The sequence below is a fragment of the Acinetobacter sp. BY419 genome (assembly GCF_019038395.1).
In the GTDB taxonomy this organism is placed as follows: domain Bacteria; phylum Pseudomonadota; class Gammaproteobacteria; order Pseudomonadales; family Moraxellaceae; genus Acinetobacter.
The window spans coordinates 46965-69481 of the sequence record NZ_JAGFXZ010000004.1 but is presented as its reverse complement, the minus strand read 5'-3'; the positions used below and the strand labels follow the sequence as shown (position 1 = coordinate 69481).

Sequence of the window (22517 nt, the reverse complement as noted above, 5' to 3'; positions counted from 1 at the left end):
CTCCTTAAGCTTTTACAGCAGCAACGATTTTTTCTGCAGCATCAGCAAGACCATGTGCAGAAATTAACTTCAAACCTGATTCATCCAGTAATTTTGCACCCAATTCTGCATTGTTGCCTTCAAGACGAACAACCACAGGAACGGTTACATTTACCTCCTGAACCGCCGCAATAATTGCTTCAGCAATCATGTCACAACGTACAATTCCACCAAAAATATTAATTAATACACCCTGCACAGAGCTATCTGCGAGGATAATTTTAAAAGCTTCAATCACACGCTCTTTCGTTGCACCGCCACCAACATCCAGGAAGTTGGCTGGCTGACCGCCATAGAGCTTGATAATATCCATAGTTGCCATAGCAAGACCGGCACCATTGACCATACAGCCAATGTTACCCTCAAGTGCCACATAGTTCAGATCGAATTCAGAGGCTTTCAGTTCGCGCTCATTTTCCTGAGATTTATCCCGCATAGCCGCGATTTCTGGCAAACGGTACAGCGCATTCGAATCAATTCCGATTTTGGCATCGACACAAAGAATGTCACCATTCTCACGCACAGACAGCGGATTAATTTCGAAAAGTGCAAAATCATTGTCTACAAATGCCTGATAGGCAGCTGTCATAATTTTAACAAATTGATTGATTTGTCCATCTTTGAGTTTAAGTGCAAAAGCAACTTCACGTGCCTGAAATGGCATCAAACCGACCAAAGGCTCAACTTCGACTTTAATAATTTTTTCAGGGGTTTCTTCGGCCACTTTCTCAATTTCAACACCGCCTTCAGTCGATGCCATAAAAGTGATCCGGCGAGTCGAGCGATCCACCACAGCACCCAAGTACAGCTCGCGCTCAACCGGATAAACATCTTCCGAGACTAAAATGCTATTTACGGGCTGACCATTGGCATCAGTCTGATAAGTTACCAAGCGTGAACCGATAATCTGATTGGCATATTCAGCAGCCTCGGCAGCCGATTTTACCACTTTTACACCACCGGCCTTACCTCGGCCACCGGCATGCACCTGTGCTTTCAATACTGCGAACTTTCCACCCAGCTGCTCAAAAGCATGCACCGTTTCATCGGCATTGGTGGCCAGTATGCCTTCCTGTACAGGCATACCATATTTTTTTAATAGCGCTTTGGCTTGATACTCATGTAAATTCATTGAATAACCTTTTATTACTTCTTTAGCTTGTTATAACTCACCAGCACCCAGACGTCCGTCAAAGCAGTACCAGCATTTCTTAAAATCGTTATCTTTATTTTTAGATGATTGTTCTAATAAAAACAACCTTGAAATGTAAAAAGAGCGACCTAAGCCGCTCTTTTTTCGAATTACTTACGTTTACGCTGAATCGCGTGAATCGCACGACCATCAACAGCAAGTGCAGCTTCATGTACCACTTCAGAGAATGTTGGATGAGCAAATGTCATCAGCTGTAAATCTTCAACTGAAGATACAAACTCAAGTGCGATCATACCTTGATGGATGATGTCAGACGCTGCAGGGCCAATCACGTGCATACCCAATAAACGATCGGTTTTTGCATCAGCAACAAACTTCACAAAACCAGCGCCTTCACCTGCAGCTAAAGCACGACCGTTAACCGCGAAACCGAATTGACCCGTTTTCACTTCGTGACCTTTGTCTTTAGCTTGCTGTTCTGTCAAACCAATCCACGCCGCTTCTGGGTGTGTGTAGATCACAGAAATGATGGTATCGTAGTTTACTTGCGCAGCATGACCGTGAATACGTTCCACAGCCATAACGCCTTCTTCCATTGCTTTATGTGCAAGCATTGGACCACGTACCAAATCACCAATTGCATATACACCTTCAACTGAAGTTGCACACCAATCGTTGACATCAACCAGACCACGTTCAGTCAGCTTGATACCACTGTCATCAGCCAATAGACCTTCAGCATAGGCACGACGACCTACACAAACGATCAATTTATCGAAAGTTTCAGTTTTTTCTTCACCAGCCTGGCTGTATTTAACTGTTACTTCACGACCGTTAATTTCAGTACCGGAAACTTTGGCACCGATACGGATATCCATACCCTGTTTAGTCAGGATCTTTTGATATTCTTTAGCCAAAGCTTTATCAGCCATTGGCAAGAATTCGTCCATTGCTTCAAATACAACAACTTCCGCACCAAGACGACGCCATACTGAACCTAGCTCAAGACCAATTACACCCGCCCCAATCACACCTAAACGGTTAGGTACTTCCTGGAATTCAAGTGCACCAGTAGAATCAACGATTAAGTCTTGATCTACAGGAGCTGAAGGAATGTTAATTGGTACAGAACCTGTCGCAAGAATCACGTATTTAGGCTCTAAAACTTGAACTTCACCTTCAAATGGTGTGAATTCAACTTTTTTACCCGCAAGTAATTTACCCGTACCTTGTAACCATTCAATCCCATTGCCTTTAAGCAATTGAGCAACACCGCCAGTCAACTGATCTACAACTTTGTCTTTACGACTCATCATTTTAGAAAGATCAAATTTAACTTCACCGGTCGTAATACCATGGTCATCTAAATGCTGAACGGTATCTTCATAGCGATGTGAAGAATCAAGCAATGCTTTAGACGGGATACAACCCACGTTTAAGCAAGTACCACCCAAAGCTGGCTTGCCTTTATGAATACGTTTTTCTATACACGCTACTTTGTAACCAAGTTGAGCTGCACGAATTGCTGCTTCGTAGCCGCCCGGGCCACCACCAATTACGACTAAATCGAATTGAGACATATTTATCTCCAAAAATGGGCTTAGAGTTTCGCCCTAAGCCCATAAATATATTCTTAAAAATTAAAGATCAAGGATAAGACGCGCAGGCTCTTCTAACAATTCTTTGATTGTTACAAGGAAACCAACTGCTTCTTTACCATCGATTAAACGGTGGTCATAAGACAATGCAAGGTACATCATTGGCAAGATTTCTACTTGACCATTTACAGCCATCGGACGTTCCTGGATTTTATGCATACCCAGAATCGCAGTTTGTGGCGTATTTAGAATTGGTGTAGAAAGCAATGAGCCAAAAGTACCACCATTGGTGATCGTGAATGTACCGCCAGTCATGTCTTCGATACCCAGCTTACCGTCACGCGCCTTCGCAGCATATGCACGGATGCCGTTTTCAACTTCAGCATAGTTCATGCGGTCTGTATCACGAAGTACAGGAACCACTAGACCGCGTTCAGATGAAACTGCAACACCGATATCGTAGTAACCATGATAAACAATATCATCACCATCAATTGAAGCATTTACCGCTGGGTAGCGTTTTAGTGCTTCAGTTGCTGCTTTAACGAAGAATGACATGAAGCCAAGACGCGCACCATGACGCTTCTCGAATGCATCTTTGTATTGAGCACGCATTTCCATGATTGGTTTCATGTTCACTTCGTTGAACGTAGTCAACATTGCAGTTTCTTGAGTCGCTGCAAGTAAACGTTCAGCTACACGCTTACGAAGACGTGTCATCGGAACACGTTTTTCGATGCGTTCACCCACTGCAACGCTTAATGGTTGCGCTGCAGGTGCTGCCGGTTTCGCTTGATGATTTGCTACGTCTTCTTTAGTGATGCGACCGCCACGACCCGTACCAGCAACGTCAGCTGCAGCAACACCAGATTCAGTCAATGCTTTACGCACGGCTGGAGCCTGATCCTGTACTTGTTGACGTTCAACGATCGGTGCATTACCCGCTTCAGTTTGCGCAGCAGCTTGTTCAACTTTCTCTTCAGACTGAACTGCTTGAGTTTGCGTAGCGCCAGAAACAGCACCTTCTTCAAACTGTGCAATTACTTCAGCTGAAAGAACAGTATCGCCTTCACCTTTAATAATAGATGCAAGTGTACCGTCTGCAGGAGCGACAACTTCTAAAACAACTTTATCAGTCTCAATATCGCAGATCACTTCATCACGTGAGACTGCTTCACCTGGTTGTTTGTGCCAAGTTGCGATCGTACCGTCCGCAACTGACTCTGGGAATACCGGTGCTTTAATTTCGGTTGCCATTACTTAGAATCTCCTGGATTATTCAGCATCGATCGCAAGCGCGTCGTTGATGAGCTGAGCTTGTTGTTTTGCATGCAAATATGGTGAACCACATGCCGGTGCAGCAGAAGCTTCACGGCCTGCATAGCTAATACGTACTTGTTTACCCGCTTTCATCACATCGTCATAAAGACGTGGTGCGATGAATAACCAAGCGCCTTGGTTCTTCGGTTCTTCTTGCGCCCAAACGAGTTCTTTGACGTTTGGATATTGCGCAAGCACTTCTGTCAGGCGTTTTTCTGGGTATGGATATAATTGTTCAATACGTACAATGGCAGTGTTGTTCAATTCTTTTTCACGACGTTTTTCAACTAGGTCGTAATACACCTTACCACCACACAGAATCAGACGGGTTACCTCTGACTTGTTGAGGTTGTCTACTTCATCAATCACAGTTTGGAATGTACCGTTTGCAAGCTCTTCCAAGCTAGATACAGCCAGCTTGTGACGAAGTAAAGACTTCGGCGAAGTCACAATCAGTGGTTTACGGATTGGACGAATCGCTTGACGACGTAATGCGTGGAAAATCTGCGCAGGCGTTGTCGGTGTAATCACTTGCATGTTGTCTTCAGCGCATAGCTGTAAGAAACGCTCTAAACGTGCAGATGAATGTTCTGGGCCTTGACCTTCAAAACCATGTGGAAGAAGCATAGTTAAACCACACACACGTTCCCATTTGGTTTCACCAGATGAGATGAACTGGTCAATCACTACCTGTGCACAGTTGGCGAAGTCACCGAATTGCGCTTCCCAGATGATCAAACTCTTAGGAAGAGTAGTCGCATAGCCGTATTCGAATGCCAATACCGCCATTTCTGACAATAATGAATCATAGATTGCAGTACGCGGCTGGTTTTCTTTGATGTGGCAAAGTGGAATATAAGTTGAACCATCTACCTGATTATGCAGTTTTGCATGACGGTGTGAGAAAGTACCACGACCTACATCTTCACCAGTTAAACGAAGTAAGTAACCTTCATCTAATACAGTTGCATACGCCAAAGTTTCAGCAGCACCCCAGTTCAGTGGCATTTCGCCCGTTTGCATTTTCAGACGATCATCAATCACTTTCGCAACTTGACGCTGCATCACGAAGCCTTCAGGAAGCTCGCGCATTTTATTGCCAAGCTCTTTCAGACGTTCGATTGGGAAAGTTGTATCCCACTGGTCAGTGTACTCATGGCCCAAGTAAGGCGTCCAGTCCACAAACATTTTTTTGTTCGGTTCAAGTACCAGTGCATTGGCAACGTGCTTACCCGCTTCTAGGTCTGCTCGGTAGTTTTCTACCATCTGATCTGCATTAGCGCGATCAAGAACACCTTGTTGTACCAGTTGATCAGCATAAAGCGTACGCGTGGTCGCTTTCTTGTTAATCACTTGATACATCATTGGTTGAGTTGCAGCCGGCTCATCCGCTTCGTTATGACCACGACGACGGTAGCAGAACATGTCAATCACAACGTCTTTACGGAAAGTATGACGGAAATCATGTGCCAGTTGTGAAATGAACACCACCGCTTCAGGATCATCACCATTGACATGGAAGATCGGCGCCTGAATCATTTTAGCGATATCAGTACAGTATTCTGTAGAACGTGCATCACGTGGATCAGAAGTCGTGAAACCAACCTGGTTATTAATCACAATGTGCACTGTACCACCCACGGTATAACCGCGAGTCTGTGACATCTGGAAGGTTTCCTGGTTTACGCCCTGACCTGCAAATGCAGCATCACCATGTACGATTAATGGCAATACGTCATCGCCGCCAATGTCTTTACGACGTACTTGACGCGCACGTACCGAACCCTCAACCACAGGGCCAACGATTTCTAGATGTGACGGGTTGAACGCCAATGCCAAGTGAACTTCGCCACCCTGAGTCATCACGTTTGAAGAGAAGCCTTGGTGATACTTAACGTCACCAGAGCCTTTCTTGTGAATCGATTTACCTTCGAACTCACCAAACAGGTCAGCCGGGTTTTTACCCATGATGTTGACGAGAAGGTTTAAACGGCCGCGGTGAGGCATACCGATTACAACTTCTTTACAGCCTACAGAACCTGCACGCTGAATAATCTCGTTTACCATCGGGATGAATGCTTCACCACCTTCAACGCCGAAACGTTTGGCACCAACGAATTTATTACCAAGATATTTTTCTAGGCCTTCAGCCGCAGTTAAGCGCTCAAGGATATGTTTCTTTTGTTCAGCATTGAAGCCATATTGACCACGTGTACTTTCTAGACGTTGTTGAATCCAACGTTTTTCTTTAGTGTCCACGATGTGCATGTATTCAGCACCGATTGAACCACAGTAAGTAGCTTCCATTGACTGAACCATCTCAGCCAAAGTCGCTTCTTCTTTACCGATCGCCAAGTTGCCAGTATTGAATACTGTGTCCAGGTCAGACTGGGTCAAACCATGCGCAGCAAGCTCCAGATCAGGCACAACTTCACGCTTCGCCAAACCTAATGGATCCAGTTTTGCTTTCTGGTGACCACGGTTACGGTACGCAGCAATCAGCTGTAATACGCCAATTTGACGACGTTCATGCTCTGAGCTGACTGTCGACTGAACAACAGGCTGAATACGGCTTGAATTGCGACCTAAAAGTAGGAATTGCTCACGTACATTACTGTGTGGTTGATCACCTTTTGGGAATTTATCGAAGTACGCTCTCCAGTCAGCACCTACTGAGTCTGGAGCAGTCAGATACTGCTCATAAAGTTCTTCAATATACGCTGCACTATCAGCGGAAAGTTCAGTGTCAAGACGCAGAGCGTCAGCAACTTCTTGCATTTGTGGACCCATTTCCTATTGCAAAAACATTTTCAGGATGCTTTTTAAGCAAAACCCAGGATTATTAGCATCAAATTGGTAATATGATACTAGTCCCCCATAAGGCATAAGCCATGAGGCGTTATCACCACACCAAGAAAAATCTTGATATGTGTAATGAACAATAACGCCCCTCAGCGGCATCATCACTCATTGAATACCCGATCGAAACCGGGCAATTTTTTGCAAATCGACTTAGAAAAAAGCAAGCAATGACAAAGATTTTTTCTAAAGCGACTCTGTTCTACCTTTATATACCAGTCCCTGATTGTGCAGTGTTTAAAAAATGTACATGGAATAGCATTTTTTTAAAGATGGTCATGGGCCAAATGCTAACATGTTCTCAAGTTTTCAATTGATTTTTTTGACACATACCTTTCATAAATTGGCTAAATACAGTTCAGATATTTTACTCTAATATATGGTGCTTTATCTCAAAAATAGATTCAACGTAGACTTAAGTCCTACGCATTTCCGATAAACAAAAAGAGAGTAAACTTTTCAATCCACTCCCCCCTTAATTTTCCGTTATATAATAACATCGTTCTTGTTATTTTTCAGGTCAGTTTTACATCTAAAAATCATAAATACCCAAAATATTCACATGTTCTCCTTTTGTTACACTAAACCTCGCCCATCATTTCCCGACCACCCGACTCAACTTTATACATTTTAAGTATAGTATCTTCGTTTTTATCTTATGATTTTTTATTTTTCTTCAATCGTTTGCATAAAAAAAGCACACCCAAAGGTGTGCTTTTTTCTAAACTGCTAGATGCAGCCTATTAGCCTGCCATATCTAAAAGCATATTACGGATGTGACCGATTGCTTTAGTCGGGTTCAAGCCTTTAGGGCATACAGATACACAGTTCATGATGCCTTTACAACGGAACAATGAGAACGGGTCGTCAAGACGAGCCAGACGCTCTTGTGTTGCACTATCACGCGAGTCAATAATGAAGCGGTAAGCATTCAACAATGCTGAAGGACCCAAGAACTTATCCGGGTTCCACCAGAATGACGGGCATGCAGTTGAACAGCATGCACATAGAATACACTCATACAGACCATCCAGATGCTCACGCTCTTCAGGAGACTGTAAACGCTCCTTTGGAGGCGCAGGCTGGTTGTTGATCAAGAATGGATGGATCTTGTTGTACTGGTCATAGAACTGGTTCATGTCAACCACCAGATCTTTCACTACAGGAAGACCAGGCAATGGACGAACAGTAATTTCATTTGGTAAATCGTTCAGGTTCCAAAGACACGCCAAACCGTTTTTACCATTGATGTTCACACCATCAGAACCACAGATCCCTTCACGACATGAGCGACGGAACGTTAAAGTTTCGTCCTGTACTTTCAATGCAAGAAGTGCGTCAAGCAACATACGGTGCTTGTCAGTCAGTTCCAGTTTGAAAGTTTGCATGTACGGTGCTTTATCCTTGTCAGGATCATAGCGGTAGATATGAAATGTACGAGTACCTCTACTCATCTGAATTCTCCTGATTAGAATGTACGTGGTTTAGGTGGAATCGCATCAACCGACAATGGACGGTAACGAACTGGCTTGTACTCTAGATGGTTATCCGCAGAGAACCAAAGAGTATGCTTCATCCATTCATCATCACGACGACCATATGGGTATTCAGGATGATCTGGTGACAATTCAAAATCTACAACCGTATGCGCACCACGACACTCTTTACGAGCAGCCGCAGAAATCAGCGTTGCTTTTGCAACTTCATACAAGTTTTCAACCTCTAGCGCTTCAATACGTGCAGTGTTGAATACTTTAGATTTGTCTTTCAAATGAATATTGCGAACACGCGGCTCAATGGCAAGAATCTGTTTTACACCTTCTTCAAGAAGTGCAGATGTACGGAATACACCAGCGTGGTCTTGAACGATGTCACGGATTGCATCAGCAACTTCCTGAGCATTTTCACCCGTAGCAGATTCGTCAAGTTTACGAATACGTGCAACAGTTTGCTCAAGTACAGTTGTAGGCAGTGGTTCGTATTCATCACCGTGATGTTTAGTCACGTAATCGATGATGTGCTGACCAGCAGCCTTACCAAATACAACCAAGTCAAGTAATGAGTTTGTACCTAGACGGTTTGCACCGTGTACAGATACACATGAACACTCACCAATTGCATAAAAGCCTTTCACTGGTTTAGTGAAGTCACGACCTTCTTGATTCGTTGAGTAAACATCATTTTCTTTGTCGTAGTGAGCAACAAGCGCTTCAGTCTCGCTAGTTTCAGGAACAACAACCTGACCATGAATATTCGTCGGAATACCACCCATTTGGTAATGGATTGTTGGTACTACTGGAATTGGCTCTTTAGTAATGTCAACGTTCGCGAATTTCTTGCCAATCTCAAATACAGATGGCAGACGTTTCATGATCGTATCCGCACCCAAGTGCGTCATATCAAGCAGGATGTAATCACCTTTAGGCCCACAACCACGGCCTTCTTTGATTTCCTGGTCCATAGATCGTGATACGAAGTCACGAGGAGCCAAGTCTTTCAAAGTTGGAGCATAACGTTCCATGAACGGTTCGCCGTCTTTGTTACGAAGGATTGCACCTTCACCACGACAACCTTCAGTCAACAATACGCCTGCGCCCGCAACACCCGTAGGGTGGAATTGCCAGAATTCCATATCTTGCAATGGAATGCCTGCACGAGCTGCCATACCAAGACCGTCACCAGTGTTGATATAAGCGTTTGTAGATGCACGGTAAACACGACCAGCACCACCAGTAGCGAACAATGTTGCTTTCGCTTGGAATACCGCAATTTTACCAGTTTCCTGATCAATTGCTGTAACACCAAGAACGTCGCCCTTTTCGTTACGGATCAGGTCAAGCGCAATCCATTCTACGAAGAATTGAGTACCCATTTTCACGTTGCTTTGATAAAGCGTATGAAGAAGTGCGTGGCCTGTACGGTCAGCAGCAGCACATGCGCGTGGTACAGCTTTTTCACCGTAGTTCGCAGAGTGACCACCGAAAGGACGTTGGTAAATTGTACCGTCAGCATTACGGTCGAATGGCATACCTAGGTGTTCAAGCTCATAAACAACTTGTGGCGCTTCGCGAGTCATGAACTCGATGGCGTCTTGGTCACCTAACCAGTCAGAACCTTTAACTGTGTCGTAGAAGTGATAGTGCCAGTTATCTTCTTGCATGTTACCAAGAGATGCACCAATACCACCCTGTGCTGCAACAGTGTGCGAACGGGTTGGGAATACTTTAGTCAGAACTGCAACTTTCAAACCAGCTTGAGCAAGTTGGTAAGACGCACGCATACCTGAACCACCACCACCAACGATGACTGCATCGAAAGTTTCATGTGGAATATTTGTGTAATCTTCTTTAGGGTTTATAGCGCCCATGATTGTTTCCTATCAATTCGCCCAAAAAATCTGGATGGCCCAGATTGCATATGCCAATACAGCAATAATTACTGCCGAAGTCAGCACAATACGCAAACCATTTGCTGAAGGACCCATTTGACGAGTCGTCACGTAGTCTGTGAAGACTTGCCACATACCAATCCAAGCGTGTGCAACAAGAGATAAGACTGACAATAAAGACAGAGTCTTCATTGGAGTTGTCATCATGAAGCCATACCATTGTTCATAGCTGAATCCGCTGTGAGACAGGATCCAACCCAAAATAACAACGGTATAAACAGCCAAGATAACAGCACTAACACGTTGGAGAAACCAATCGCGAGAACCTGAACCTGTTAAACCAGTAGCGCTTTTCATTAGAGTACGATCCATACAAATGCTGCAACAATACCGATTGCAGACAAGATTAATGCGATAGTAGATGCAACACGGCCACTTTCTAGTTCTTCAGCAACGCCAATGTCAGCAAGTAAATGCTTAACACCCGCAATAAAGTGAAAAATCAAGCCGGCGACAAATACCCATACAATGAAACGAACAATGAAACCGTTAAAGATTTCTTGAACTTGCGCAAAACCTTCAGGTGAAGACAATGACTTGTCTAAAATCCATAGAAGGACCGGTACGAGTAAAAATACGATAACACCTGAAAGACGGTGTAGAATTGATGCAATAGCCACGGGTGATTTTAAGTTTACTTCTAAAACTTGACCCATGGACAAATTGACAGGTCTGTTGCTTTTCACAGCGGGCATCCTGTAAGTAAAAACTCCATCCGGAGTTTGTTGGAATTAATTCGAAGGAAAGCTGGCATTCTCAGGCAAATACATGCCTAAAATCAAAACGACACTGAATTATAAAACGTCAACTATTAAAATACAAACGGCTGAATTTGGCTTTTTGGAGAAAAAGCCATTAAATAAGAATCATTAACAAAATCAGGTTGAATTTTATATCTTCCTCAGTACTCTTTATTCCCACCTATATAATTGTTTTTAAATAATTAATCTGATTAATTTACTCAGTTTTCAAGAGAAAGGTGCATATGCCAATTTTAGACTAAAGATGCACATTTCAATCACAAATATTATTTAAATCTCTTTTTAATTCAGATGGAAATCAAGTGCCTATATATAACAGACCAATTACCCGAATTAAACAGTAGCCCACTTATCGAGATATCCTGATGTTAAAGAGCCACTTAGTGAATAAGACCATGGGTTTTTCAATCGGTTTGATGCATTTGGATTCAAAAAATCATTCATTTATTTTTATACTGCCTATCTTTGCTGCAAAGTTGGCCATTTATTAAGCTACTTTTTAATCAATTGAACCAGTCTTAAAATTTGATTAATTGCTTTTATTTATAATTCTAAGTGCAAAAATCAGAGTGATAAAAACGATGTAAGTTATGAGATTTATATAGTTTTAAGCATATTTGTCACGATTTCTGACAATTTTTACCCGTATTTTTTGCTAGGAAAAAACGCTTACAAATGCCTCAGGTAGTCTATTTTTTTCTGCACCTCTGCTTCAATTTGACTTATTATAGAGGTTTGATGCTGTGATTTTACTGAATTTTTTATAACTTTTTATACTGAGCCAATATGACTAAACCGCTGTGTGACCGTCATTTTTTCATCCATAAGTATAATTGACAAAATTTCAGTACTCACTAATCTTATAGCAAATTTTCGATCCGTCCGTTTTGTGCATTAAAAGATTGATAGGCAAACCGGATATACATTCACCAGGACAGGAGATCTATTGAATGTCTGAAGCAACTGGCAAGAAAGCCGTTTTACAGCTTGATGGCAAAGAAATTGAACTACCAATTTACAGCGGCACATTGGGCCCAGATGTAATCGACGTTAAAGATGTGTTGGCTGCAGGTCACTTTACTTTTGATCCTGGTTTTATGGCGACCGCTGCGTGCGAGTCTAAAATCACGTTCATCGATGGTAACAAAGGTGTACTTTTACACCGTGGCTACCCAATCGATCAATTGGCGACTAAAGCGGACTACCTGGAAACTTGCTATTTATTGTTAAATGGCGAACTTCCAACTGCTGAGCAAAAAGAAGAATTTGACGCTAAAGTGCGTAACCATACTATGGTTCACGATCAAGTTAGCCGTTTCTACAATGGTTTCCGTCGTGATGCGCATCCTATGGCGATCATGGTCGGTGTGGTTGGTGCGTTGTCTGCGTTCTATCACAACAACCTTGACATTGAAGATATTAACCACCGTGAAATCACTGCGATCCGTTTAATCGCGAAGATCCCTACATTGGCGGCTTGGAGCTACAAGTACACGATTGGTCAACCATTCGTTTACCCACGTAACGACCTGAGTTATGCAGAAAACTTCCTGCACATGATGTTTGCTACGCCTGCAGATCGTGATTACAAAGTTGATCCTATCCTTGCAAAAGCAATGGACCGTATCTTCACGCTGCATGCTGACCACGAACAAAATGCGTCTACATCTACAGTACGTTTGGCCGGTTCTACTGGTGCGAACCCGTATGCATGTATCGCTGCTGGTATCTCTGCACTTTGGGGCCCTGCTCACGGCGGTGCGAACGAAGCTGTTCTTAAGATGCTTGATGAAATCGGCTCTGTAGAAAACGTGGCTGGCTTCATGGAAAAAGTGAAGACTAAAGAAGTTAAACTGATGGGCTTCGGTCACCGAGTTTACAAAAACTTCGATCCACGTGCGAAAGTAATGAAAGAAACTTGTGACGAAGTTCTTGGTGCACTTGGCATCAATGATCCACAGCTTGCATTGGCTATGGAACTTGAACGTATCGCGCTTTCTGACGAATACTTCATCAAACGTAACCTTTACCCGAACGTAGACTTCTACTCAGGTATCATCCTTAAAGCGATTGGTATCCCGACAGAAATGTTTACTGTGATCTTCGCGCTTGCACGTACTGTGGGCTGGATCAGCCACTGGTTAGAAATGCACAGCGGTCCGTACAAGATCGGTCGTCCTCGTCAGCTTTACACTGGCGAAGTTCAACGCGATATCGCTCGTTAATTCGAACGGCGTTGAAAGACAGAAAAACCACCCTTTGGGGTGGTTTTTTTATTGCTGACAAAACCCTACACATCAATTCATTAATTCCTTTTAAAATGAATGGATCTAGACCATATTCATAGATTAAAAACCTGAACAGGATCTGTGCTTGATGTTGTTTTACACTGCTCTGCCTTTTATTCTGCAACTCCTCCGTTTTGAACAATTCAAATGTCGCAGCTTAACCCCCGGTGAAACCAGGATCTGCCAGCAGGTATTTGGCAACCTGATTGACTATTCAGCAGTCAGGATCATGAATCACCCCTACCTCCCCTGGCAATCCAGACATGTGATTATGGCACCCAGTGGTTACATTCATGCACGAAATTTAAATTATCGGGAAGACTACTCATGTGAAAGCTTGGCGTATCAAGCGCTATTTATTCATGAGATGACCCATATTTATCAATACCAACAAAAGATTAATGTGGTTTTAAAAGGGGCATTTCTGCAAAGTGCTTATTTTTTAAGTCTGGGAAAATATAATCCTTACAAATATCAATTTAATCCCAACAAATCATTTTCACACTATAATATTGAACAGCAAGGAGATATTGCCCGGGATATTTTTTTGAAAAAAATCCCGAATATTATTTTGAATCCGCAAGTAAGCAAATGATATTTAATTATTTTAATCCCAAACAATATATAGAGTGCATATTTTAAAATCCCCAATTTTAACTCAAGTCTTTAAACCTATAGATGCATAAAACATCAGCAGATTTTGCAATTTTATAGCATAACTTTTGGGCTCCATGTCTCTTCTGCCAAATCAGCTCTAGCTTATCGATAAAATTTCGATAAAATAAGCCGGTATGATTATTTTGCCTCGCACATTAAGATTTAGTAATCATGCGATAAAAAGTTTTTTATTTTAGCCATTTGGCATTTTATGAATACCGAAATGCACTTAACTGGATACTTATAATTATAAAAATCAGTAATTTAGTGTATTAACCTATAGGCATAGGATTTAATTGGAATGAAAAGTTTTAAAATTGCGATTGCTCAATTCTCTCCACATGTGGGTAATCTGGATGCAAATACCCAAAAAATGATTGATCAGGCCAATCAGGCTAAAAAAGATAAAGCGGATCTGATTATCTTCCCCGAGCTTTCAACGCTAGGCTACCCTGCTGAAGATTTACTAATTCGCCCAAGCTTGGTGAAACGCACCAAAGCGGCTTTTGAAAAACTGACTGAAGTCAAAGATATTGTCATGGTCTTTGGTTTTGTCAATCAAACTGAAGATGGTCAGCGCTATAACTCGGCTGCTATCATGAAAGATGGCGAAGTGCTAGGGATTTATAACAAGCAAGTATTGCCAAACTATGGTGTATTTGATGAAAAGCGCTATTTTGGCGAAGGTCATCAGCACCTGGTTTTTGAGTATCTTGGACATAAATTTGGCGTACTGATCTGTGAAGATGTCTGGTCTTTAGCGACCGTTCAGCAACTGGCAAAATTGAATATCGACACGGCTTTGGTACTGAATGCATCGCCATATGAAGTGGGTAAACCCCAACATCGTATTGAGACCATGGCAGCCTTGGCCAAACAGATCAATATCAATCTGGTGTACTGTAACCAGGTGGGTGGCCAGGATGATTTGATCTTTGACGGTACCAGTTTTGTGCTAAACAAATCCGGTGAGGTCGCTTTACAGGCACCGAGTTTCCAGGAAAATCTGGCTATTGCCGAGTTTGATGCTGAACAGCTTCAATTCAGCACAGGCAGCATCGCACCTGCCTTAGACACTATGGCTGAGATCTATCAAAGCCTGGTCATGGCAACACGTGATTATGTACAGCATTCTGGCTTCCCCGGCGTAATTCTGGGCCTGTCTGGCGGTATTGACTCTGCCCTGACCCTGGCAATTGCTGTGGATGCGCTTGGTGCAGATAAAGTCCAGGCAGTGATGATGCCTTATACCTATACCGCACAAATCAGTGTCGAAGATGCAGCTGCTCAGGCCAAAAACATGGGAGTCACCTTCGGTATTGCTGAAATCAATCCAGCGGTCAGCGGCTTTATGCAGGTATTGTTCCCATTCTTTGGCAATGCGCCTGTAGATGCCACCGAGGAAAATCTGCAAGCACGTTCGCGTGGCACCATTTTGATGGCTCTGTCCAACAAATTCGGTAATCTGGTGCTGGCAACAGGCAATAAATCTGAACTTGCTGTAGGTTATTGCACCCTGTATGGCGATATGGTCGGTGGTTTTGCCGTTCTGAAAGACGTGTATAAAACCATCGTGTTTGAACTGGCGAAATACCGTAACAGTATTTCAGAAACCCCAGTGATTCCAGAACGTGTAATTACTCGCCCGCCTTCAGCAGAATTGCGTCCAGATCAGGTCGATCAAGACTCTTTGCCGGCCTATGACATTCTGGATGCGATCTTGTACTCTTATATTGAAGAAGATATGAGCCAAGACGATATCATTGCGAAAGGCTTTGATGCTGAAGTCGTGAAGAAAGTGATTCGCCTCGTGGATATGAATGAATACAAGCGCCGCCAAGGTGCAATTGGGCCACGTATAAGTTCACGCTCTTATGGCCGTGAACGTCGTTATCCAATTGTTAATGGCTGGAAAGCAGGAAGCTAAATTCTGTTCCCAATGATGTAAATTAGAATCGTTCCAGTGCATGCTGGGACGATTTTTTTATGCGGCAGCAAAACCACAGATCATATTCTATATTAAATAAAATTGATGTTTGGGGGATACTGCAAAATTAGTAGATTGTTCAATTATTTTGTTAGTGTTCGCAGTACTTTTTAAAAGACAAAAAAAGAGACCAAGCTGAGAGCTTGGTCTTTTAAAATGGTGGCTATGACGAGACTTGAACTTGTGACCCCCGCATTATGAGTGCGGTGCTCTAACCAACTGAGCTACATAGCCGTAAACTGTGTGCGCATTATCGTAATTTCGGCTTGTATCGTCAAGCATTTTAGAACACAAATGTTCAGTCTTTATGCAAATAAAGAATAAAGTTTTAAATTTTAAACAAAAATAGTTTTTTTAGTATGTAATTCACACATTCATACCACCATTTAATTCTTCGAGGATTCATCAGATGTATAAAATCAAATTACTTATTCTCGTGATTGGTCTTTCAACCCTGAGTGCCTGCCAGATCATCTCTCCTATTTTCGTAGATTATAATGGCGTCAGACGTGATGTGGCACAGTGGATTAATCAGCATCAACTTATGAGCATGCAACAAAAACGTGCTTTGGTACAACTCAGCAAAGCCCAGCAGAAAATAGAACGCTATCTGGAGTATGATCAGACTAAACGGCTGGCGGTCACCCGAGAAAATCAGATTGCATTACATTGTGCGCGTTTGCATGTTACAGAACACAAAATCCAGCAACTGCAACAGCGAATTTATGGGACTGAAACCCAAACTGTTTTAAATCGTTATCAACAGCTGTCACCTCAAATAAAATTAGACCCGACCTCCATTCAATGTGAGTGACCTTTACGGTGATCTAGCCGATTAAATTTATATAAATGATCAACTTAATCTAAATAAATCACCGAGTTAAATAGCTTTAAACAGGCACTTCATTCTTTCATCTATTAGACATTATACCTATGTATTTACTTGGTTTTATTTTTATACAATACAGGCTATGATCAAAGTATAAACAACTATTCGTACCCGGTTTAACGCGTCATACTTTTATAACTCTTAATTCCCCTCAGGAGAATTCTAATGCCTTTTGAACATATTTTAGTACCCATTGACGGTTCAGAAACATCTTATGCTGCAGTAGATAAAGCAGTAGAAATTGCCAAAGCATTTAACAGCAAAGTAACAGTGGTACAGGTGCTGGCACTGGACCCTTATATCGCTGCAGAATATATCTCTGCGGCACAAACCAATGACCTGATTGAACGTGCTCGCACTTCAATTTTAAAAACCCTGGATGAAGCCAAAGCAAAATTCTCTGATGCCGGTATTGAAGTGGATACACAGCTGCTTGAGGGTCAGGTGATTTATAGCGAGATTATCAAGGCAGCAAAAGATTTAAATTCTGACCTGATTGTAATTGGCTCCCATGGCCGCACTGGCTTCAAAAAACTGTTCCTTGGCAGCGTAGCACAAAGCATTCTAAGCCAGGCTGATATTCCAGTGATGGTTATTCGCAAGTAAATTATTTGTAACCCCCACTTTTTGCCAAGTGGGGTTTTTATATCTCGACCAAGCCATCCCATTGATAGCGTTTTAAATCCACGCGATCCCCTCTAAGAAAAATTCCTTCCTGCAGGAGTTTTTGCTGCTGGATATTCTGGCCATTTTCATCCAGTTGCTTCAGGCTGATTTTCGCCTGAGCATTGATCACCCGATACCAGGGAATATCAGTATCCGTATTTAAATGACTTAATAGCCGCCCGACCAATCGCGCATGTTTGGGCAAACCTGCCAGTCTGGCAATCTGTCCATAAGTGGCAACTTTGGCATACGGGATCTGATTGACTACGACCAAAATCATTTCTGCCATTTCCTGACTGGCTAAATTTGTCTTGCTGATATTCATCTGCTCAATAGCTCATTTAAATCAAACATCACGCCCTAATCTCCCCATTAACCACTATAGGAAAATGATCAGGCCTGATTAAACACTAATTCAAGCCATCTCATCTTGGTATGCAAAATAATTCAATAGCCCGTTATTTTCTGTATTTTATCTTTAGAAATTATCCGGATTTTCCAGTCGTTTTACCTCTTGAACCTTGTCTGGATGATGCACCGTAGCCACACCATCTGCATCTTTCTGATCAATCAGAATCTCTGGCTGAAAAATAGTGATGGTCTCATTTCCTTTGGTATCTTCACCGACAATATACTGAAAACCCTTACGGTTCAGCTTGTGGCACATGCGTTGATACCAGCCTTTAAACCCCTCAGTTTCTTCATTGGGGTTATAGTAAAAAGCATTCATGACCGCAGGCAGCCCCAAGCCACACACCACACCAGACAATAGCACCACAATAAAAGTATAGCCCACCAGAATACTGCTATAGGCTTCCAGCTGAGGAACATTGGCTACAGCTAAAATGAGTGCCAGGGAAATCCCGCCCCGTACCCCGCCCCAAGACAGGATGGTTAAACTGCCGTTGTAGCTTTTCTTGCTGACTTTTGGAAACATCGCAAAGGCCAGATAGTTAGCTGCAAAACGGGCCAAATGCAGAATGACAAAGGCCACCATTCCGCCCAGAACCAGACTGGTGCTCAAATCCAGAATAAATAATTCCAGACCAATCAGGGTAAACAGGAATGAATTGATAATCCCTTCAACCGTATGCCAGAAATGATTGACGTCACCAATTTCGGCATCAGCCAGGATTTCTTTCCATTTATTACCGACAATCAATCCGCCAATCACACAGGCAATAGGCGCTGAAGCATGTGCCAGCAGTGCCACCAGATATGAACCACAAGCCAGCAAGGCTGTGGTCAGGATCAGCGATTCCATTTCATGTTTGCCGCGCAAGATCCGCAAGATCGCAAATCCAAATCCAAGCCCAATCAGCACCGCCACCACAATCTCATAAAGCAGGGTTTGCAGTACTGACAATACCGTAAAGTTTTCACCTTGCAGAACATTGAGCAAGGTCATAAATAAGGCAATACACATCGCATCATTAAATAGTGATTCGCCTTCCAGCTTAACAATCAGATGATGCGGTGCGCGAACTGAACTCAATACACTTTTAATGCCGATCGGATCTGTAGCGCCCAAGGCGGCACCGAGCAGCAGCAAAACCAGCAGGTCGACATGCTTGCCAATCAGGAATTGATAACCGTACAGCACCACGCCAAAGAACACCGCACAGAACACTAAAGCCAGGCCCGCCAGAATACTGATTGGCCGCCAGTGGTTACGCAAATCTGAGACCTTAAATTTCAGCGCGGATGAGGTCAGAATAAAGCAGATCACGCCATTGATCAGAAAATCATAAAAATCTACGTGACGAACAGCCTGCTCGATATTCTCAATGTTAATATTGAAGAATGGATTGCCATGCAATAAACTGGCGCCCCACTGCAAAATAAAAACAAAGATGGCCGAAACAATCGGGACACCGATCGCTTGCGGAAAACCTAAAACACGCTTATTAAACATGGTGGTGGCAATGGAAAGTGCAAAGACCACCGTGAGTAGCTGAAGAAAAAAGAAATTTCCCATTCGGTTTCCTAAAGTCTGGCGAGATGGAACAATATGCGCCGAGCGGCATTATCAAAATAGAGATTTGAATAGCAAGACATGCTGGCAAAACAAGTTTAATCCTCTTTTTATCGAATTGAGTTAAGTTTCTTTTCAGTATTTTCAAATGATGATTTAACATACAGATCAGCACTTGGCTTTTGTTTTCCCATCTTTCTATTTTGAATTTTTCTCCCATGCATCAAACTGTCAAAACCATTTTTCGCCTCTGTTTTGCGAGCGTGATTTTTCTGATCACGTTGGCCTTATGTTTTACCTGCTTCACTAAAATTCAGGAAATTCTGCAGGCAGAACAGCATTATCAGCAGGCAACCAGCATTCCCCTGAAAAGCACCACTGGCGAACAGTATGTTTTGGTATCTAATAACCAGCGACCGGACAATGCCATTTTTATTCTGATTGCAGGAAATGGTTATGTGGCCAAAATTAATTGTGAGCATTACAGCGCTTTATGTAGTGATGACGACAATCAATCACATGCCCGTCAAATCCAGAGCGTTGACTTAATTAAAGCGGGAAACCTGTTTTATATTGAAAAAATTCAGTTCAGAGACAGCCGGACCGGCAAAATAACTGCTCTCGAATATACCAAACCTGATATTCAGCAGTTTTATCAAAATGACATCAGCAATCTCAAATATACCGTCTTTGCCATTGCCCTGTTTGCTTTGGCTGCGTTATTTGTCAGTATCAAGATATTAAGAAATTTCCGGCGTTTTCTGCATAAATAAAAAAGGAGCATCCACTCCTTTTTTATATGGAAACAAGTTAAATATTTTGGTTAAAAGTATCGCAATTCGAAACCTGACCAGATTTCAAGCCAGTATTAAACCAGTGTACCCGCTGTGCGCTGCTGCCATGGGTAAAGCTGTCCGGTACCACCTGTCCGCGAGCACGTTTCTGTAAATAGTCATCACCGATTTTATGTGCGGTGTCCATGGCTTCCTGCACATCACCCTGTTCCAGAAACTGGGTCCGCTGATGATTATGGTAGGCCCAGACTCCGGCCAGACAGTCTGCCTGCAATTCCTGACGTACTGAAAGCTGGTTACTCTGTACTTCACTTGCCTGCTGTCGTGCCTGTTGCACTTGAGAGGAAATCCCTAAAATTGTCTGGATATGATGACCTACTTCATGAGCCACCACGTAGGCCAGCGCAAAGTCCCCAGCCTGATCATTACGGGAAAGTTCGGTGGCATTCTGTTCTCCGCTAATGCCCATCTGAGTGCGCATATCCTTAAAGAACGCGGTATCGATATATACTTTCTGGTCTGCCGGACAGTAGAAAGGGCCCATCGCCGCCTGAGCCGTACCACAACCCGAATTTACGATGCCATTGAACAAGACCAGTTTCGGAGGAACATACTGCTGATTTAACTGCTGCTGAAACACCTGATTCCAGGTATCTTCAGTATCTGCCAATACGGTTCCGACAAACTCAATCGATTCTTGCTGTTCTGGGGTAGGATTTTCCAGGCCACGTGTTTCTGCTGCACCTGATACGCCCTGAGTGACCTGTTTGGTGGTTTGATAGGCTTGCTGTGGATCGACACCGAAAAATTTCCAGGCCACAAAGGCCACAATCAACCCGACAATACTGATTCCGCCAGCTTTGGCACCACCACCGCGACGGTCTTCTACATTACTACTGACACGACGACCTTTCCAACGCATAGCCTTTCCCTTCTTTTAATCTGCTCAATATCCAGATATTTTGACACTTTAAGCTTTAGCTGATTTTGGCCAGATTTTTTTAATTAAGCCAATCACCAGCAAGACCAGTAAGCCCGCCAAAATACCCACTGCTAAATTAATCAAGCTCGGGGTCAATGCACCTACGATATTTCCGATACTTGGAATATCCTGTACAAATGCCACACTGTCTTCAGTAAAGTGGTGAATCACTGGAATGGCATGGTTAATAATACCGCCACCTACCAAGAACATCGCAGCAGTTCCAACGATAGAAAGAATTTTCATCAAAATCGGTGCAAATGCCAATAAGCCACGCCCCAGCGTCTGTTTAATATCCGACTGCTGCTCAGTTAAATGTAAGCCAATATCATCCAGTTTAACAATCAGTGCCACAAAACCATAGACGCCAATCGTCATGACCACGGCGATCAGACTCAGTACACTCACTTTGGTCAACATCGACGCAGCTGCGACGGTTCCCAAAGTAATGACAATGATTTCTGCTGAAAGAATAAAATCGGTACGGATTGCGCCTTTAACCTTATCATTTTCGTACTGAATCAGATCGGTTTCTGTTTGAATCAATTGTTGTTGTGCCTGTTCTGCATCTTTGGCTTTAGGCGTATGAAAACTGTGAACAATCTTCTCTACACCTTCATAGCACAGGAATAAGCCCCCCAGCACCAATAAAGGATTAATCAGCCAGGCCGCAATAAAACTGATGAACAATGCCAGTGGTACCAGAACCAATTTATTAACAAAAGAGCCTTTTGCGACTTTCCACACCACAGGCAATTCACGATCTGCGCGAACCCCACTGACTTGCTGAGCATTTAACGCCAGATCATCACCGAGTACCCCTGCAGTTTTTTTGGCTGCCATTTTGCTCATGACAGCAACATCATCGAGGACCGTAGCAATATCATCTAATAATAGTAATAAACTGCTCGCCATACATATTATCCTTTTCGTAATTCAGTTTATTTTAATCAAAATTCTTAAAAATATTGTATTCACTTGTTTAATTAATAAGATTTTTTTAATACAGCTTTTTTTCTGGCTGACAATCAAAAACAGAATACCGTACAATGTTGCCATTCGTTAAAATACAGCTGTAGTACTGACTACCCTTTGGAATAG

Annotated in this window: 18 protein-coding genes and 1 tRNA gene; 6 read left to right on the top strand and 13 right to left on the bottom strand. The window is 42.8% G+C overall.

The features are described 5' to 3' along the window. Positions 1-4: 4 nt before the first annotated feature. The 8 genes from sucC to sdhC all read right to left on the bottom strand — a co-directional run bounded on the left by sucC (position 5) and on the right by sdhC (position 11112). Positions 5-1171 carry an ADP-forming succinate--CoA ligase subunit beta gene (gene sucC / locus KUG37_RS02665; protein WP_216934070.1) on the bottom strand — a complete coding sequence of 389 codons (1167 nt, stop codon included), beginning with the start codon at positions 1169-1171 and terminating at the stop codon, positions 5-7. Positions 1172-1341: 170 nt separating this feature from the next. Then, positions 1342-2772, bottom strand: a complete 1431-nt coding sequence (gene lpdA / locus KUG37_RS02660; RefSeq protein WP_216934069.1) for a dihydrolipoyl dehydrogenase — start codon at positions 2770-2772, stop codon at positions 1342-1344. Between the two features lie 60 nt (positions 2773-2832). Next, the gene (gene odhB, locus KUG37_RS02655) at positions 2833-4047 is read right to left on the bottom strand and encodes a 2-oxoglutarate dehydrogenase complex dihydrolipoyllysine-residue succinyltransferase (protein ID WP_216934068.1); all 1215 of its coding nucleotides are present in this window, start codon (positions 4045-4047) and stop codon (positions 2833-2835) included. Between the two features lie 18 nt (positions 4048-4065). Then, positions 4066-6888 (bottom strand): 2-oxoglutarate dehydrogenase E1 component, encoded by a 2823-nt coding sequence (locus KUG37_RS02650; RefSeq protein ID WP_216934067.1) that lies wholly within the window; start codon positions 6886-6888, stop codon positions 4066-4068. Positions 6889-7712: 824 nt separating this feature from the next. Then, positions 7713-8423 (bottom strand): succinate dehydrogenase iron-sulfur subunit, encoded by a 711-nt coding sequence (locus KUG37_RS02645; protein WP_216934066.1) that lies wholly within the window; start codon positions 8421-8423, stop codon positions 7713-7715. A gap of 14 nt (positions 8424-8437) precedes the next feature. Next, on the bottom strand, positions 8438-10336 hold the full coding sequence (locus KUG37_RS02640; RefSeq protein ID WP_216934065.1) for an FAD-binding protein: 1899 nt from the start codon (positions 10334-10336) through the stop codon (positions 8438-8440). A 12-nt stretch (positions 10337-10348) separates the two neighbouring features. Next, on the bottom strand, positions 10349-10714 hold the full coding sequence (gene sdhD / locus KUG37_RS02635; protein ID WP_216934063.1) for a succinate dehydrogenase, hydrophobic membrane anchor protein: 366 nt from the start codon (positions 10712-10714) through the stop codon (positions 10349-10351). Then, a complete protein-coding gene (sdhC, locus tag KUG37_RS02630; RefSeq protein ID WP_085064488.1) occupies positions 10714-11112 on the bottom strand; it encodes a succinate dehydrogenase, cytochrome b556 subunit in 399 nt (132 codons plus the stop codon). Before sdhC ends, sdhD begins: the two co-directional genes overlap by 1 nt. A 1016-nt stretch (positions 11113-12128) precedes the next feature. Between sdhC and gltA the strand changes: the two genes are divergently transcribed. The 3 genes from gltA (at position 12129) to KUG37_RS02615 (ending at position 16050) form a co-directional block, all read left to right on the top strand. Continuing rightward, positions 12129-13403, top strand: a complete 1275-nt coding sequence (gene gltA / locus KUG37_RS02625) for a citrate synthase (RefSeq protein ID WP_216934061.1) — start codon at positions 12129-12131, stop codon at positions 13401-13403. A 151-nt stretch (positions 13404-13554) separates the two neighbouring features. Next, positions 13555-14061 carry a hypothetical protein gene (locus KUG37_RS02620; RefSeq protein ID WP_216934058.1) on the top strand — a complete coding sequence of 169 codons (507 nt, stop codon included), beginning with the start codon at positions 13555-13557 and terminating at the stop codon, positions 14059-14061. 363 nt (positions 14062-14424) lie between these two features. Beyond that, on the top strand, positions 14425-16050 hold the full coding sequence (locus tag KUG37_RS02615) for an NAD+ synthase (protein WP_216934056.1): 1626 nt from the start codon (positions 14425-14427) through the stop codon (positions 16048-16050). Positions 16051-16267: 217 nt separating this feature from the next. On the opposite strand, the gene KUG37_RS02610 is transcribed toward KUG37_RS02615, so the two are convergent. After that, positions 16268-16344 (bottom strand) — tRNA-Met (locus KUG37_RS02610). Between the two features lie 175 nt (positions 16345-16519). On the opposite strand from KUG37_RS02610, the gene KUG37_RS02605 reads away from it, so the two are divergent. Both KUG37_RS02605 and KUG37_RS02600 read left to right on the top strand, forming a co-directional pair. After that, complete coding sequence (locus KUG37_RS02605; protein ID WP_216934054.1) at positions 16520-16924, top strand: hypothetical protein; 405 nt, start codon at positions 16520-16522, stop codon at positions 16922-16924. Between the two features lie 240 nt (positions 16925-17164). Then, positions 17165-17605 carry a universal stress protein gene (locus tag KUG37_RS02600; RefSeq protein WP_216934052.1) on the top strand — a complete coding sequence of 147 codons (441 nt, stop codon included), beginning with the start codon at positions 17165-17167 and terminating at the stop codon, positions 17603-17605. Positions 17606-17642: 37 nt separating this feature from the next. Here KUG37_RS02600 and KUG37_RS02595 read toward each other — a convergent pair whose 3' ends face one another. Together KUG37_RS02595 and KUG37_RS02590 are read right to left on the bottom strand one after the other, a co-directional pair. Next, positions 17643-17990: an MGMT family protein gene (locus KUG37_RS02595; protein ID WP_254202577.1), complete on the bottom strand. Its 348-nt coding sequence runs from the start codon at positions 17988-17990 to the stop codon at positions 17643-17645. Between the two features lie 153 nt (positions 17991-18143). Then, positions 18144-19643, bottom strand: a complete 1500-nt coding sequence (locus KUG37_RS02590; RefSeq protein ID WP_216934049.1) for a sodium:proton antiporter — start codon at positions 19641-19643, stop codon at positions 18144-18146. Between the two features lie 215 nt (positions 19644-19858). On the opposite strand from KUG37_RS02590, the gene KUG37_RS02585 reads away from it, so the two are divergent. Continuing rightward, complete coding sequence (locus KUG37_RS02585) at positions 19859-20413, top strand: hypothetical protein (RefSeq protein ID WP_216934047.1); 555 nt, start codon at positions 19859-19861, stop codon at positions 20411-20413. A gap of 37 nt (positions 20414-20450) precedes the next feature. Here KUG37_RS02585 and KUG37_RS02580 read toward each other — a convergent pair whose 3' ends face one another. After that, entirely contained in the window at positions 20451-21356 is a 906-nt protein-coding gene (locus KUG37_RS02580) for a neutral zinc metallopeptidase (protein ID WP_216934045.1), read from the bottom strand. 48 nt (positions 21357-21404) lie between these two features. Then, the gene (locus KUG37_RS02575) at positions 21405-22331 is read right to left on the bottom strand and encodes a DUF808 domain-containing protein (RefSeq protein WP_216934043.1); all 927 of its coding nucleotides are present in this window, start codon (positions 22329-22331) and stop codon (positions 21405-21407) included. Between the last annotated feature and the right edge of the window lie 186 nt (positions 22332-22517).